This window comes from Haloarcula sp. MBLA0138, assembly GCF_055632455.1.
Genome location: NZ_CM145746.1, coordinates 2,126,090 through 2,139,862, shown reverse-complemented (window position 1 = coordinate 2,139,862; position 13,773 = coordinate 2,126,090). Strand labels below are relative to the sequence as shown.

Annotated in this window: 17 protein-coding genes; 11 read left to right on the top strand and 6 right to left on the bottom strand. The window is 70.2% G+C overall.

Annotation, left to right across the window (positions count from 1 at the left end; all coding sequences use genetic code 11):
• Positions 1-38: 38 nt before the first annotated feature.
• The 6 genes from ACV7JO_RS11355 to nikR all read right to left on the bottom strand — a co-directional run bounded on the left by ACV7JO_RS11355 (position 39) and on the right by nikR (position 5,625).
• The gene (locus tag ACV7JO_RS11355; RefSeq protein ID WP_470353527.1) at positions 39-740 is read right to left on the bottom strand and encodes an ABC transporter ATP-binding protein; all 702 of its coding nucleotides are present in this window, start codon (positions 738-740) and stop codon (positions 39-41) included.
• Complete coding sequence (locus ACV7JO_RS11350; RefSeq protein WP_470353526.1) at positions 737-1,528, bottom strand: ABC transporter ATP-binding protein; 792 nt, start codon at positions 1,526-1,528, stop codon at positions 737-739. The genes ACV7JO_RS11355 and ACV7JO_RS11350 overlap by 4 nt, the downstream gene beginning before the upstream one ends.
• Positions 1,525-2,646 (bottom strand): ABC transporter permease subunit, encoded by a 1,122-nt coding sequence (locus tag ACV7JO_RS11345; RefSeq protein WP_470353525.1) that lies wholly within the window; start codon positions 2,644-2,646, stop codon positions 1,525-1,527. Before ACV7JO_RS11345 ends, ACV7JO_RS11350 begins: the two co-directional genes overlap by 4 nt.
• On the bottom strand, positions 2,647-3,585 hold the full coding sequence (gene urtB, locus ACV7JO_RS11340) for an urea ABC transporter, permease protein UrtB (RefSeq protein ID WP_470353524.1): 939 nt from the start codon (positions 3,583-3,585) through the stop codon (positions 2,647-2,649).
• 1 nt (position 3,586) lies between these two features.
• Positions 3,587-4,882 (bottom strand): urea ABC transporter substrate-binding protein, encoded by a 1,296-nt coding sequence (locus ACV7JO_RS11335; protein WP_470353523.1) that lies wholly within the window; start codon positions 4,880-4,882, stop codon positions 3,587-3,589.
• A 332-nt stretch (positions 4,883-5,214) separates the two neighbouring features.
• Positions 5,215-5,625, bottom strand: a complete 411-nt coding sequence (gene nikR, locus ACV7JO_RS11330; protein ID WP_470353522.1) for a nickel-responsive transcriptional regulator NikR — start codon at positions 5,623-5,625, stop codon at positions 5,215-5,217.
• 100 nt (positions 5,626-5,725) lie between these two features.
• Between nikR and ACV7JO_RS11325 the strand changes: the two genes are divergently transcribed.
• From ACV7JO_RS11325 to ACV7JO_RS11275, 11 genes are all read left to right on the top strand, one after another.
• A complete protein-coding gene (locus ACV7JO_RS11325) occupies positions 5,726-6,364 on the top strand; it encodes an energy-coupling factor ABC transporter permease (protein WP_470353521.1) in 639 nt (212 codons plus the stop codon).
• Complete coding sequence (locus ACV7JO_RS11320; RefSeq protein WP_470353520.1) at positions 6,364-6,663, top strand: PDGLE domain-containing protein; 300 nt, start codon at positions 6,364-6,366, stop codon at positions 6,661-6,663. Before ACV7JO_RS11325 ends, ACV7JO_RS11320 begins: the two co-directional genes overlap by 1 nt.
• On the top strand, positions 6,650-7,444 hold the full coding sequence (cbiQ, locus tag ACV7JO_RS11315; protein ID WP_470353519.1) for a cobalt ECF transporter T component CbiQ: 795 nt from the start codon (positions 6,650-6,652) through the stop codon (positions 7,442-7,444). The genes ACV7JO_RS11320 and cbiQ overlap by 14 nt, the downstream gene beginning before the upstream one ends.
• Positions 7,441-8,232: an energy-coupling factor ABC transporter ATP-binding protein gene (locus ACV7JO_RS11310; RefSeq protein WP_470353518.1), complete on the top strand. Its 792-nt coding sequence runs from the start codon at positions 7,441-7,443 to the stop codon at positions 8,230-8,232. Before cbiQ ends, ACV7JO_RS11310 begins: the two co-directional genes overlap by 4 nt.
• Positions 8,233-8,407: 175 nt before the next feature.
• Positions 8,408-8,860: an urease subunit beta gene (locus ACV7JO_RS11305; protein ID WP_470353517.1), complete on the top strand. Its 453-nt coding sequence runs from the start codon at positions 8,408-8,410 to the stop codon at positions 8,858-8,860.
• Entirely contained in the window at positions 8,857-10,563 is a 1,707-nt protein-coding gene (gene ureC, locus ACV7JO_RS11300) for an urease subunit alpha (RefSeq protein ID WP_470353516.1), read from the top strand. Before ACV7JO_RS11305 ends, ureC begins: the two co-directional genes overlap by 4 nt.
• A complete protein-coding gene (locus ACV7JO_RS11295; protein WP_470353515.1) occupies positions 10,560-10,907 on the top strand; it encodes an urease subunit gamma in 348 nt (115 codons plus the stop codon). The genes ureC and ACV7JO_RS11295 overlap by 4 nt, the downstream gene beginning before the upstream one ends.
• A 2-nt stretch (positions 10,908-10,909) precedes the next feature.
• The gene (gene ureG, locus ACV7JO_RS11290; RefSeq protein ID WP_470355774.1) at positions 10,910-11,527 is read left to right on the top strand and encodes an urease accessory protein UreG; all 618 of its coding nucleotides are present in this window, start codon (positions 10,910-10,912) and stop codon (positions 11,525-11,527) included.
• Positions 11,527-12,465, top strand: a complete 939-nt coding sequence (gene ureD / locus ACV7JO_RS11285; RefSeq protein ID WP_470353514.1) for an urease accessory protein UreD — start codon at positions 11,527-11,529, stop codon at positions 12,463-12,465. The genes ureG and ureD overlap by 1 nt, the downstream gene beginning before the upstream one ends.
• Positions 12,465-13,058: an urease accessory protein UreE gene (locus ACV7JO_RS11280; RefSeq protein WP_470353513.1), complete on the top strand. Its 594-nt coding sequence runs from the start codon at positions 12,465-12,467 to the stop codon at positions 13,056-13,058. The genes ureD and ACV7JO_RS11280 overlap by 1 nt, the downstream gene beginning before the upstream one ends.
• Positions 13,055-13,771 carry an urease accessory protein UreF gene (locus tag ACV7JO_RS11275; RefSeq protein ID WP_470353512.1) on the top strand — a complete coding sequence of 239 codons (717 nt, stop codon included), beginning with the start codon at positions 13,055-13,057 and terminating at the stop codon, positions 13,769-13,771. The genes ACV7JO_RS11280 and ACV7JO_RS11275 overlap by 4 nt, the downstream gene beginning before the upstream one ends.
• Positions 13,772-13,773: the final 2 nt, after the last annotated feature.

Here is a 13,773-nt window from a genome sequence, read left to right as displayed (position 1 = left end):
TGTCGCAGGCGTTGAAAAGGGTGTGGAGTCGGCAGCCGTCAGACCGCGAGATACTCCGCGATGGCGTCCTCGTCGGCCAGCGTCTCCGGGCCGACCTCGTCGACGAGTTCGCCCCGCTCCATCGCGTAACAGCGGTCCGCGAGGTCCCGGATGACGCCGAGGTTCTGCTCGACGAACAGGATGGTGGTCCCGAGTTCCTCGTTGATGGTCTGCATGTCCCGGCTTATCTGGTCGACGATGGAGGGCTGGATACCCTCGCTGGGCTCGTCGAGCAGGAGGAGGTCGGGGTTCGAGACCAGCGCCCGCGCGATGGCGAGCATCTGCTGTTGGCCCCCCGAGAGCGTGCCGGCCTGCTGGCTCGCCCGCTCTTCGAGCACCGGGAAGTAGTCGTAGACGGTGTCGTACAGCGCCTCGTCGCTGTCGGCGTTGACCGTCTCGCCCATCCGGACGTTCTGCTCGACGGTCAGCTTCGGGAACACGTCCCGACCCTGCGGGATGTAGCCGATGCCCGCCCGGGCGCGCTCGTCGGCCGTCGCCGCGGTCACGTCCGCGCCGTCGTAGGTGACCGTCCCGTCGGTGGGCTCCAACAGCCCCATCACCGTCTTCATCAGCGTCGTCTTTCCGACGCCGTTTTTCCCCATCACGCCGACGATTTCGCCCTCGTCGACCGCGAGGTCCACGTCCCGCAGGATGGGGGTCGTGTCGTAGGCGGCGGTGACGCCGTCGAGTTCGAGTATCATTGCTCCCCTCCGAGGTAGATGCGCTGAACCTCCGTGTCCGACTCGATGTCCTCGACGGGTCCCTCGCGGAAGACGTCGCCGTTGTGCAGGACTGTCACCTCGTCGGCGATGGAGGCGACGAAGTCCGTGTCGTGTTCGATGACGACGAAGGCGATGCCCGCCTCCTCGTTGAGGCGGGTCACCCGCTCGGCGATGGCTTCGCGTTCGGTCACGTCGAGGCCGGCGACCGGCTCGTCCAACAGGAGGAGGTCCGGCTCCAAGGCGGCGGCCATCCCGATTTCGAGTTGCTGTTGCTGGCCGTGCGAGAGCGCGCTGGCGGCCACCTCCTCGTAGCCCGAGAGGCCGGCGGCGGCGATGGCGTCGTCGACGCGCTCGCGGCGCTCGGCCCCGGTGGCGAACTGCTGGACCGGGAGCCGGGCGTTCTCGCGGACGGTGAGTTCGCCGTACACCGACGGCACTTGGAACTTCATGCTGATGCCGCGCTGGACCCGTTCGTGGGGGTCGAGGTCGGTGATGTCGTGCCCGTCGTAGTAGACGCTGCCGGAACTGGGGGCGTAGGTGCCCGTGATGAGTTTCAGCAGCGTCGACTTGCCCGCGCCGTTGGGACCGATGAGACAGCGCAGTTCCCCCTCGGCGACCGAGAAGTCCACCTCGTCGGTGGCGGTGAAGCCGCCGAAGTCCTTGCGCAGGTCGTCGGTCTGGAGCAGCGTGTCGGTGCGGTCGCCCGTGGCGAGTTCCGCGGCCGTCTGGCGGACGTTCGGGTTGCCCGCCGCGTCCTCGGCGCTCACGACTCGCTCACCTCCCCGGCCGTCTCCGGGGGCTCGGGCACGGTGTCGTCCCCGCGCAGCCGCGTGTAGGTCCCGTGTATCCACGGGACGATACCGCCCGGCAGCCCGAGGATGAACACCAGCAGGAGGGTGCCGACGATGACGAAGGCGAGTTCGCCGCCCAGCGAGTTCCGGAAGAACTCGATGCCGACCGTCGCCACGAGCGCGCCCAGCAGGCTCTTGCGGCCGCCGACGCTCACCCAGATGACCGGCAGGGAGGCGAAGGTCAGTTCGAAGACGCCGGGGCTGACGTAGTTGCCCCACGAGGCGTACAGCACGCCCGAGAGGCCCGCCAACGCCCCCCCGAGAGTGAACACGGCGAGTTTGACGCGTTCGACCTTGTAGCCGAACATCCGCGTGCGGTCCTCGTCCTCCCGGACCGCGACCATCACGCGCCCGTAGTCGGAGTTGACCAGCACGCGTAGGCCCAGATACGTGGCGATGAGCAGGCCGAGCACGAGGTAGTAGAACGTGAAGTTACTGAACGTGACGGCGGCCCCGCCGACGCCGAACGCGAGGTTCGGGATGGTCGGCATCCCGTTGAACCCGCCCAGCGCGGCCTCGCCGATGGTCCACTGGTCCCCGGCGGTCTGGGCCATGAACGTGTGGAGCACCAGCGTCGACACCAGCGTGATGATGGTGACGTAGACGTTCCGGACGCCGCCGTAGAACATGAAGTAGCCAAGCACGGCGGCCATCAGCGCGCCTCCGCCGATGCCGACGAGGAACGCGCCGGTGATGCCCGCCGGCGTGGCGAAGTTGACCGAGACGACGCCGAAGGTGTAGCCGGCCACGCCGAAGAAGACGACCTGTCCGAACGACAGGACGCCGGCGTACCCCCACACGACCGACAGCGAGAGGCCGAGGAAGGCGTACACCAGAAACAGCGAGAACCGCGAGGCCTGATAGGAGCCGACGAGGAACGGGTAGGCCACGAGCGCCGCCACGGCGACGGCGAACCCGACCCAGAACGCCCGCGTGCTCCCGATTGTGTTGGGGCCTTCGAGGTAGGCCCGGACGCGACTCAGCGGTCCGCTCGGCGCGGTCGGTCCCGCGCCGCCCGCGGTGCCGGTCGCCATCTACGCCCCCTCCTGCCTACGCTCGCGCAGGCGCTCGATGTAGCCGGTGACGCCGTCGGGCAGGAACCGGATGATGACGATGGCGGCCACTAGCAAGGAGATGCGGCCGTAGGTGGTGTTGAACAGGTTCGAGACGATGGCGTTGATGCTGCCCAGCAGACCGCCGGCCAGCGTCGTTCCCAGCACCACGCTGGGGCCGCCGACGACGACGGCGACGAACGCCTCGACGAGGAACGAGCCGCCGAGTCCGGGAACCATCGTGATGGTCGGGGCGTACAGCGCGCCGGTCAGGCCGGCCAGCGCCGACCCGAAGGCGAACGTCGTCATGTACGTCCGTTCGGTGTCGACGCCCATCGCCCGGGCGGTGTCCTCGTCCTGAATGGTCGCGCGGGCCCGCATCCCGTAGTCCGTGCGGGTGAAGACGTAGTAGGTCAGGCCCAACAGCGCCACGGCGACGCCGGCCAGCCCGACGCGGTACGCCGAGTACGAGAAGCCGCCGTAGGCGATTTCGCCCAGCGGCGTTCCGATCTGGTCGAGTGAGTTGCCCAGCGTGATGCGGACGCCTTGGACCATGATGAGGCTGAGGCCCCACGTGGCGACCATCGAGTCCGCCAGCCGGTCGTACAGTGGTTCGACCACGTCACGGCCCAGCGCCGTCTGGCTGACCCAGTTGATGACCGACCCGGAGATGACGACGCGTTCGACGACGAGGCCGAAGACGGCCGAGACGGCCACGCCGGCCAGCATCGCCGCCGGCAGGGGTAGTCCCAGCCGGATGTTCGCCAGCGTCGTCGCGTACGCGCCGACCATGATGAACTCCCCGTGGGCGAGGTTGATGACGCCCATGATGCCGAAGATGATGGCCAACCCCGCCGCCGCCAGCACGATAAAGGCGAAGCTATCGAGAAACTGGAACAGGAGGTTGAGCCCGTTTACCATACTATCCGGCCTCCTCGTAGAAGTCCTGTGGGGTGTACTGCGTCTCCTCGTCCTCTTGGGTGAGGTCACAGCCGACCGTCTCCGAGAGGAACGTCTCGGGGATGACGCGGTCGTCGACGGCCTCGACGTTGTGTTCCTCGTCGGCCCGCATGACCCACATGTGGTGGTCGACGTGGTGGGTCTGGGGGTCCAGCGCTATCTCCTCGCCCTCGGGCGCTTCGGGGGCGGGATAGGTGATGCCCGACTCCAGCGCGGCCTTGACCTCCGCTTGGTCGGTCGTGCCCGCCTGCTCGACGGCCCGCTTGTACATGTAGATGGAGAAGTAGTTGTTCTCCGCCTCCTCGTTGAGGTAGGGGGCGTCGGGGAACATCTCGAAGTAGCGGTCGACGAACCCGCCCTCCTCGGTGTTGCGCGTGGTCGGAATCTCCTGCATGTAGTTGACCCCGGCGTAGATGTTGGCCATCGCCGGCGGGTCGAGCCGCAGGTGTTCGTAGCCCTGTGCCATCGCCGTCGAGGTCCCGATGGGAACGTCGAGGCCCGCGGAGGCCTTCTGCTCGTAGAAGGAGGTGTGGTTCGCGCCCACGAGCATCGACATCACGAAGTCGGGGTCGGCCTCCTGAATCCGGTTGATGGTCGACCCGAACTGGGAGTTCGACAGCGGGATGAACTCCTCGCCGATGACGTTGGCGTCGTTCTCGTTCGCCAGCACCTTCACCCAGTCCGCCGACAGTTGGCCGAAGTTGTAGTCGGCGGCGATGGTGTAGATGTCCGAGCCGTACTCGTCGACGAGGTAGGGGAGGACGCTGCCCAGTTGCTGGCGGGCCGTCGGGCCGACGGCGAAGACGTTCTTGTCACAGACGCCGCCCTCGTACTGGGTCGTGTAGAAGTACAGTTGGTCCTCGCGGTCGATGATGGGGCGGATGGCCTCCCGCGTGGCCGAGGAGTAGCCGGCCCACAGCGAGTCGACGTTCTCCTGTTGGATGGCCCGGCGGGTCAGCTCCTGATACCGCTGGTTGTCGGACTGGGGGTCCGGGTCGAAGACCTCTATCTGCTGGCCGTCGATGCCGCCGGCCTCGTTTATCTCCTCGATGGCGAGCAGCGACGCCTTGTGCTTGGGGTCGCCCACCAGCGCGAAGTTCCCCGACCGGTCCTCTAGGACGCCGAGGGTGATGGTCTCGGAACTGGAGGCCGTCCCGCCGCTGGTGCTGCCGCCACCGCCGGAACAGCCGGCCAGCGCGGCCCCGGTCAGCGCCGCCGACGAGGCCAGAAAGCCCCGACGAGTGCGGGAATCCGTCATTCGCCGACCACCGCCGAGACGCCGCCGCACGTATCCTTATACACGCCATTACTGCACGTTTTAGACAACTCACCGAGCATATCCGGACATGCGTTCACGATTTCGCTCACGTTCTTGGCGTTCCGGAGTACACACATAAGGTTTGCTCATCGAATCTTATATCCTCCTTCATATGTCGAGTTGTGTTTAAGGATATTCAAGGACAGTGGAGAAAACGAGATGTTCGAATAACTCTGCGTGTTTCTGTCCGAAATACACACATTTCGAGCCGGGCGCGGCGGGACGGGGAAAGGATTGCCGACTCTGCGGGGACCGGCGCGGCCGCCGGTCCGTTACTGGTCGACGACGACGACCTTGACCTGCCGGACGCCGCTGAGCGCGCGGAGCCGATTGGCGAGGTCGGTGATGGCCGCGCCCGGCCCCTCGACGACCAGCGTCTCCATGCAGGTGTCGTGCGAGAGATGGATGTGTTGGACGGAGATGATGCTGTCGGCCATCTCGTGTTGGACCGTCTGGAGGTCGTCGGCGATGCCGTCGACGTGGTGGTCGTGGACGACGACGACGGTCCCGTGGTGTCGCTCGGCCTCGCCGGTCTCCCACTCGTAGTCGGCGAAGAAGTCCCGCAGCGAGTCCCGGATGGCCTCGGACCGGCTGTCGTACTCCCAGTCGTCGACGATGCCATCCAGCCGGTCGACCATCCCCGACGGGAGCGTCAGGCTGATGCGGTCGATGTCGTCGCTCATGCCCGCGGCTACGGCGGACGGCGGTAATAGGGTTGCCCACTCCCTCAGTAATACTGCACGAGTGGAAAGTATTATCCGTCGAGCGGTGAGACGGAGAGGTATGCACATCCCCGATGGCTACGTCGACCTGCCGCTGGCTGTGCTGTTCGGCGCGCTCTCCGTCGCGGTCCTGAGCCTCGCCGCGCGGCGGGCCGGCGGCGAGGTGTCCGACAGCCAAGCACCCCTGCTGGGCGTGGTCGCGGCGGGGGTCTTCGCCGCACAGATGCTCAACTGGCCCATCCCGGGCGGGACGAGCGCCCACTTCGTCGGCGGCGCGTTCGCCGCTATCCTGCTGGGCCCGCATCTGGGCGCGCTCTGTGTCGCCACCGTCGTGGCGATACAGGCGCTGGTCTTCGGCGACGGCGGCCTCGTCGTCCTCGGCGCGAACGTCTTCAACATGGCTATCGTCGAGGTGTACGTCGGCTACGCCGTCTACCGGCTGGTCGCCCCCTACGGCGAGTTCCGGGCGGCCTTCGCCGCCGGCTGGCTCGGCATCACCGCGGGCGCGCTCTCGGCGGGGCTCCAACTCGGTCTCTCCTCGGCGTTCCAGTACGAACTCGCGACGACGCTCGCCATCATGGGCGTCGGCCATCTCGTCCTCGGGCTGGTCGAGGGGGCCATCACCGCCGTCGTCTACCGCTATCTCGCCCGGACCCGGCCGGACCTCCGGCCCGGGACCGCGCCGGAGGTGAGCGCCTGATGGGGTGGCTCCCGCGGGCGCTGGGCGTCCTCGCGGTCCTCGTCTTGCTCGCCCCGGTCTTTGGCTGGGCCGCCGGTGCGGTCGGCTACGCCGAACCGTTAGAGAACGCCGCCGAGGAGACGGGCGCGACCGACGCGGCCGAACCGACCGGCGTCGCGCCGCTGCCGGACTACAGCGTGCCGGGGCTGGGGAGCGGGGCCGGGACGCTGGTCTCGGCGGCCGTCGGGACCGCGCTGACGCTGTTGGCCGCGGGCGCGCTGGGCCGCCTCCTCGGGGCGGAGACCGATGGGTCGGGCTGACCTGCTCGGGCGCACCCTCGGTGCCGTCGCCGCCCGCGCGCGGCGGTTCCTGCTCTCGGAGTCCCTGCCCGAGCGCGACGGCTTCCTGCAGGCGGTCACGCCCCGCGTGAAGCTCGTCGGCGTCGTCGCCCTCGTCGCGCTGACCGTGACCCAGCGGGAACTGGCGACCGTCGCCGCCCTGACCGGCCTCGCCGCGGCGCTGGCACTCTCCTCACGTGTCCCCGTCCGGACGCTCCTCGGACGGCTCGGCGGGCCGCCGGCGGTCGCGCTCGTCGTCGTCGCCCCCCAAGCCCTGCTGATGGGCGGGCCGACGCTCCCGTCGCTCCCGCTGTCGGTCGCCGGCCTGCAGTACGTCGCGGTGTTCACCGTCAGGGTCGCCGCCTGCGTGGGCTTTCTCTCCGCGCTCCTGTTGACCACGCGGTTCCGGGACGTACTCGGGGCCTGCCGGCGGCTGCCCGTCCCGGCCGTCGCGGTCACCCTGCTCGCGGTCACCTACCGGTACCTGCTGGTGACGTTCGGCGAACTGGAGCGGATGGCCCGGGCGCGCCGCGGGCGGACCCTCTCGACGCCGTCCCTGCGCCGGGTCTGGCGGGACTCGGGCAACTTCGCCGGGGCCTTCCTCCTCCGCAGTCTGGAGCGGGGCGAGCGCGTCCAACGGGCCGCCCGCGCCCGCGGCGGGGCCCGCGTGCGACCGAGCGCCGAGCCGGCGTCGCTCGGCCGCGCGGACCTCGCGTTCGCCCTCGTCGTTGCCGGCACGGTCGCGGCGGTGGTCCTCGCGTGACCGCCGTCGAGGCGACCGGGCTGGGCTACGCCTACCCCGACGGGACGGCGGCCGTCGACGGCGTCGACCTGACCGTCGCCGCCGGCGAGCGGGTGGCGCTGCTGGGCCCCAACGGCGCGGGCAAGTCGACGCTGCTCCAACTGTTGGGCGGCCTGCTCGACCCGGACCGGGGGACGGTGCGGTACTTCGGCGAGACGACCGACGCCGACGCCGTCCGGGACCGCCTGAGCGTCCTCACGCAGGACCCCGCCGACTACCTGTTCAACCCGACCGTCCGCGAGGACCTCGCGTACGGCCCCAGCCAACTCGACCTCGGCGCGGCCGAGACCGAGCGCCGGGTCGAACGGCTGGCCGACCGGCTCGGCCTCGACGGCCTGCTCTCGAAGCCGCCCTTCCGGCTCAGTGGCGGCGAGCAGCGCCGGGCCGCGCTGGCGAGCGCGCTGACCACCGAGCCGGACCTCCTCATGCTCGACGAGCCGGTCAGCAACGTCGACGCGGCAAACCGCGCCGAAGTGCTCGCGCTGCTGGACGAACTGGCCGCCGCCGGCGTTACGCTCGTCGTGTCGACCCCCGAGACGGAACTCGTCCCCCACGTCGCCGACCGCGTCGTGTTGCTCGACTCGGCCGGCGACGTCGTCGCCGACGGGCCGACCCGGGCGGTGCTCACCGACGCCGACCTGCTGACCGACTGTGACCTCCGGCCGCCGCAGGTGGTCCGCCTGTTCGCCGACCGCGAGGCGTCCCCCCTGACCGTCGCCGAGGCGCGGGCACACCTCGACGGCGCGTGACGATGGACGAACGCGCGGTTTCGCCCGCTCCGGCAGTGCTTTAGTGGTCGAACGTCCGAGTCTCGGCGCGCGCCCGGCGGAACTTGCGCCGAAGTGAATCTCTTTACCGTACCTGTTCAAACCAGCGCGCAGATGATGGACGAACAGTCGATAGTGGTTTCGGACGGTGGCGGAGATGACTGAGGGGCTCGTCCCCGGCGAGGTCGTCACCGGCGAAGGGAGCGTGACGCTGAACGAGGGCCGCGAGAAGGCCGAGGTGACCGTCGGCAACACCGGCGACCGGCCGGTGCAGGTCGGCTCGCATTTCCACTTCTTCGAGGCCAACGCCGCCCTCGCCTTCGACCGCGCGGCCGCCTACGGGATGCGGCTGAACATCCCCGCCGGGACAGCGGTGCGGTTCGAACCCGGCGACGAGCAGACGGTCGAACTGGTCGCCATCGGCGGCAAGCGCGTCGCCCACGGGATGAACGGGATGGTCGACGGCAGCGTCGACGGCGACCCCGACGAGGCGCTCGAACGGCTGCGAGCGGCCGGCTTCGGGGATAGCGAGGCGCGCTCGGGAAGCGGGTCTCGGGACGGCGAGCGGGGAGACACCCGCGAGCAGGACGACGAGGAGGGCGACCAGTGACGCGCGACATCGACCGCGAGAACTACGCGGAGTTGTACGGCCCCACCGAGGGCGACAAGGTCCGGCTGGGCGACACGGAACTGTTCGCGAAAGTCGAGGAGGACCTGCGCACGCACGGCGACGAGGCGGTCTTCGGCGGCGGCAAGACGCTGCGGGACGGGTTGGGGATGGCCCCCGGCGTCACGCAGGCCGAGGGCGCGATGGACTGGGTCATCACGAACGCGACGGTCATCGACCCCGTGTTGGGCGTCGTCGCCGGCGACATCGGCATCCGCAACGGCGAGATAGCCGGCATCGGCAAGGCCGGCAACCCCGATACGATGGACGGCGTCGACCTCGTGGTCGGGCCGTCGACCGACGTCTACCCCGCGGAGGGGAAGATAGCCACCGCCGGCGGACTGGACATCCACGTCCACTGGAACTCCGCGCAGTTGCACGAACATGCCCTGTCCTCGGGCATCACGACGATGCTCGGCGGGGGCTATGGCGGCGGCGCGACCACCTGCACCACCGGTCCGGAGAACGTCAAGCGCCACCTGCAGGCGGCCGAGGCGTGGCCGGTCAACGTCGGCTTCTACGGGAAGGGCAACGCCTCCGACCCCGAGCCGCTGCGCGAACAGATCGAGGCCGGGGCCTGCACGCTGAAGCTCCACGAGGACTGGGGGTCGATGCCCGCGGCCATCGACACGGCGCTCGACGTGGCCGAGGACGAGGACGTGCAGGTGTGCATGCACACCGACACGCTCAACGAGGCCGGTTTCGTCGAGAACACGTTCGACGCCGTCGACGGCCGGACGATGCACCTGTTCCACATCGAGGGCGCGGGCGGGGGCCACGCCCCGGACATCATGGAGATGGTCGGCGAGCCCAACATGCTGCCGTCCTCGACGAACCCCTCGATGCCCTACACGGACAACACGTTCGACGAGCACCTCGACATGGTGATGGTGTGTCACCACCTCAACCCCGACGTACCCGAGGACGTGGCCTTCGCCGAGTCCCGGGTCCGGGCCGAGACCATCGCCGCCGAGGACGTGCTCCACGACATGGGAGCCATCTCGATGATGACCTCCGACTCACAGGCGATGGGGCGGATGGCCGAGGTCGTCTCCCGGACGTGGCAGACGGCCTCGAAGATGAAGTCCCAGCGCGGCCCGCTGCCCGAGGACGAGGGCACCGGTGCGGACAACTTCCGGGTCAAACGCTACATCGCCAAGTACACCGTCAACCCCGCCATCTCGGCGGGCATCGAGGAGTACGTCGGGACGCTCGAACCCGGCAAGCTCGCCGACGTGGTGCTGTGGGACCCCGCCTTCTTCGGCGTCAAGCCCGCGATGACGTTCAAGGGCGGCTTCCCGGTCCACTCCGAGATGGGCGAGGCCAACGGGTCGCTGATGACCTGTGAACCGATTCTCCAGCGCGAACGCGCGGGGGCCGTCGGTAAGGCGAAACACGCCCTCTCGCTGTCGTTCGTCTCGCCGGCTGCCGCCGAGCGCGGCGTCGGCGAGGAGTACGGGCTGGACTCCGAGGTCGTCCCCGTCGCGGGCACCCGCACGCCCGGCAAGGCCGACATGGTGTACAACGACTACTGCCCCGACGACATCGCCGTCGACCCCGAGACCTTCGAGGTGCGGGTCGACGGCGAACACGTCACCTGCGAACCGTCCTCGGAACTGCCACTCGCTCAACGGTACCTGCTATGAAACTCACCCCCAAGGAACAGGAACGGCTCACGGTCTTTACCGCCGCAGAGGTCGCACGGCGTCGCAAGGAGCGCGGCGTCCTGCTGAACCACCCCGAGACGGTCGCCTACATCAGCGACTGGTGCATCGAGCGCGCCCGCGAGGGCCAGTCGGTCGCCGAAATCCGCGCGGGGGCCTCACAGCTGTTGGGCCGCGAGGACGTGATGGACGGCGTCCCTGAGATGGTCGACATGATTCAGGTCGAACCGGTCTTCCCCGACGGGACGAAGCTGGTGACCGTCCACGACCCGGTCCGCTCGGACAGCGTCGGCGGCGCGGACGGCGACGACGGGGGCGAGGCGTGAGCCTGACACACCGCGACGTGGCGACGGTCGGCATCGGGGGCCCCGTCGGCTCCGGCAAGACGACGCTGCTGACCGAACTCGTCCCGCGCCTGCGCGAGGATGGACTCGACGTGGGCGTCATCGCCAACGACATCCTCACGCAGGAGGACGCTGAGCGACTGCGCGAGCGGTTCGCGGGCGTCGTCCCCGAGGACCTCGTGGCCGGCGTCGAGACGGGGGCCTGTCCCCACACCGGCATCCGCGAGGACCCCTCGATGAACCTCCAGCAGATAGACGCCTTCCTCGCCGACCACCCGGACCTCGATTTGGTCCTCGTCGAGAGCGGCGGCGACAACCTCGCGGCGACGTTCAACCCCGAACTCGCCGACTACTCGCTGTACGTCATCTCGGTCGCCGAGGGCGACGACATCCCCCGCAAGCGCGGCCCGGGCGTCGTCGACTGCGACCTGCTGGTGATGAACAAGACCGACCTCGCGCCCCACGTCGGCGCGGACTTGGACGTGATGGAGCGCGACGCCAGCGAGGTCCGGGACGGCCCGTTCGTCTTCACCGACTGCAAGGCCCGCGAGGGCGTCGACGAGGTGTTACAGCACGTCCGCGAGGGGGTGCTGTTCGCCTGATGGCCGCCGACAGCCCGGAGTCAGCGGGGCGGTCCGCGGAGCCGTCGGCTCCGTCCCATCCGGCCTTTGCCGAGTACGCCGCCGAGTCGGTCCCGCAGGCCGCCGTCGGGTCGCCGGGGAAAGACGGCGTCATGGACCTCCAGTTCGACCGCGCCGGCGGCGGGACGGCGCTGGTCCGGGACTACGCGACGGTCCCGTTTCACGTCTCCGGGACGCTGGACCACGACCCCCATCCCGACGGGACGACGGTGTTCGTCCAGTCGCCGACCGGCGGGGTCGCACAGGGGGACCGCCACGACGTGTCTATCGGGGTCGGCGCGGACGCCGTCGCCCACGTCTCGACCCAGAGTTCGACGAAGGTCCAGTCGATGAACGCCAACTACGCCGCCGCCGACACCGACCTGACCGTCGCGCGCGGCGGCCACCTCGACTACGTCCCCGAGCCGACCATCCTGCACGCCGACGCCCGCTACGCGCAGGACCTGACGCTCGACCTCGGCCCGGACGCGACGGCCGTCCTCGCGGACGTGGTCGTCCCCGGACGGCTGGCCCGCGGCGAGCGATTCGAGTTCGAGCGGTACCACTCGCGGGTGCGCGCAAGCGGCCCGGACGGCCTGCTGTTCGAGGACGCGACCCGCCTCGCGCCCGGGACGACCGACCCGACCGCGCCGGGCGTGCTCGGGGAGTTCGCCGTCTACGGGACCGCCTTCGTCGTCGCGCCCGACCGCGACACCGCGGGGCTGAGCGACGCGCTCCACGAGGCCGTCGCCGACGGCGACGCGCGGGCGGGCGCGACCGCCCTGCCCAACGACGCGGGCGTGGCGGTGCGGGCGCTCGGCGACCGGGCCGAGACGGTGCAGGCGGCGCTCCGGGCCGCGTGGGACCGCGCGCGCCGGACCCTGTTGGACGCCCCTGCTCCCTCGGGGAGGAAGTACTGATGCTGGTGGCCGACACCCGCCTCGGGCACCGCGAGGACCCCGACGTGGCCGACCGGCTCGGGGCCGACCCCCATCGCGTCGTCCTCTCGGACACCGAGCGGCGGCGCTCGCGGGTCAGAACCGAGACCGTCGACGGGACCGACCTCGGCGTCGTCGTCGCGGCGGAACTGGCCGACGGCGACGTGCTGGCGACCGAGAGCGGGGCGTGCGTGGTCGTGGAACTGGCCGCCGTCGACGCGCTCGTCCTCGACTTCGCGGCCGCTGACGTGTCGCCGCTGACGGCGCTGGAACTGGGCCACGCGCTGGGCAACCGCCACTGGGACCTCGCCCTGCGGGACGGCGAGGCCCTGTTCCCGGTGCCCGACACCCGCGAGCGGATGCGCGAGGCCGTCGCCGACCACCTGCCCGCCGGCGTCGAGAGCCGCTTCGAGCGGGTCCCGCCGACGACGTTCGACGACGGGTCCGGCGGAGGGCCCCCACACTCCCACGACCACGGCGAGGGCGGTCACGCCCACGGCGACCACAGCCACGGCGGCGAGGGCGCTGACGGCCTCGCTCACGGCGTCCGCACCGTCGACGGAGGGGACCGATGAGCGGCGACGCTGCCGACGCGCGCCCGGACGACGACGCCACCCTTTCGGCGTTCCGACTGGCTGACTCCTTCCTGCCGGTCGGGGCCTACACCGCCTCCTACGCCCTCGAACAGTTCGTCCAAGACGACCGGGTGACCGACGGCGACGACCTCGAAGCGCTGCTTTCGACGTACCTCCGCCGGCAGGTCGGGCCGGGCGAACTGGTGGCGCTCCGGGCGGCCCACGCCGGCGCGCTGGCGGGCGACGTCGACGCCGTCTGCGAGGCCGACCGGCGGCTGACGGCGGTGACGCTGGCCGCGGAGTTCCGCGACAGCGCCGAGCGGTCGGGGAGCCGCCTGCTCTCGCTCCAGCGGGACCTGCGCGAGGCCCCGCTGTTCGAGCGCTACGCCGACCGGGTTGCCGACGGGGACGCGCCGGGCAACTACCCCGTCGTCCTCGGCGCGGCGACGGCGCTGGCCGGCATCGACGAACGGGAGGCGTGCCTGCTGTGCTGTCACGGCTTCGTCACCGGCCTGCTCGGCGCGGCCCAGCGGGTGCTGTCGCTGGGTCACACCGAGGCCCAACGGGTACTCGACGCGCTCCGGCCGGCGATGGTCGCCGCCGTCGACGACAGCGCCGAGCGGACGCTGGACGGGATGGCGCAGTTCGCGCCGCTGGTCGACGTGTTGGCAGCCGACCACGAGCGGGCCACGCGCCGGCTGTTCGTCAGCTGACG

Excerpts from the sequence above, each read along its gene's own strand:
- ACV7JO_RS11355 (WP_470353527.1), bottom strand. The coding sequence starts at position 740 with ATGATACTCGAACTCGACGGCGTCACCGCCGCCTACGACACGACCCCC.
- ACV7JO_RS11345 (WP_470353525.1), bottom strand. The coding sequence starts at position 2,646 with ATGGCGACCGGCACCGCGGGCGGCGCGGGACCGACCGCGCCGAGCGGA.
- urtB (WP_470353524.1), bottom strand. The coding sequence starts at position 3,585 with ATGGTAAACGGGCTCAACCTCCTGTTCCAGTTTCTCGATAGCTTCGCC.
- ACV7JO_RS11335 (WP_470353523.1), bottom strand. The coding sequence starts at position 4,882 with ATGACGGATTCCCGCACTCGTCGGGGCTTTCTGGCCTCGTCGGCGGCG.
- nikR (WP_470353522.1), bottom strand. The coding sequence starts at position 5,625 with ATGAGCGACGACATCGACCGCATCAGCCTGACGCTCCCGTCGGGGATG.
- ACV7JO_RS11325 (WP_470353521.1), top strand. The coding sequence starts at position 5,726 with ATGCACATCCCCGATGGCTACGTCGACCTGCCGCTGGCTGTGCTGTTC.
- ACV7JO_RS11320 (WP_470353520.1), top strand. The coding sequence starts at position 6,364 with ATGGGGTGGCTCCCGCGGGCGCTGGGCGTCCTCGCGGTCCTCGTCTTG.
- cbiQ (WP_470353519.1), top strand. The coding sequence starts at position 6,650 with ATGGGTCGGGCTGACCTGCTCGGGCGCACCCTCGGTGCCGTCGCCGCC.
- ACV7JO_RS11305 (WP_470353517.1), top strand. The coding sequence starts at position 8,408 with ATGACTGAGGGGCTCGTCCCCGGCGAGGTCGTCACCGGCGAAGGGAGC.
- ACV7JO_RS11295 (WP_470353515.1), top strand. The coding sequence starts at position 10,560 with ATGAAACTCACCCCCAAGGAACAGGAACGGCTCACGGTCTTTACCGCC.
- ureD (WP_470353514.1), top strand. The coding sequence starts at position 11,527 with ATGGCCGCCGACAGCCCGGAGTCAGCGGGGCGGTCCGCGGAGCCGTCG.
- ACV7JO_RS11280 (WP_470353513.1), top strand. The coding sequence starts at position 12,465 with ATGCTGGTGGCCGACACCCGCCTCGGGCACCGCGAGGACCCCGACGTG.
- ACV7JO_RS11275 (WP_470353512.1), top strand. The coding sequence starts at position 13,055 with ATGAGCGGCGACGCTGCCGACGCGCGCCCGGACGACGACGCCACCCTT.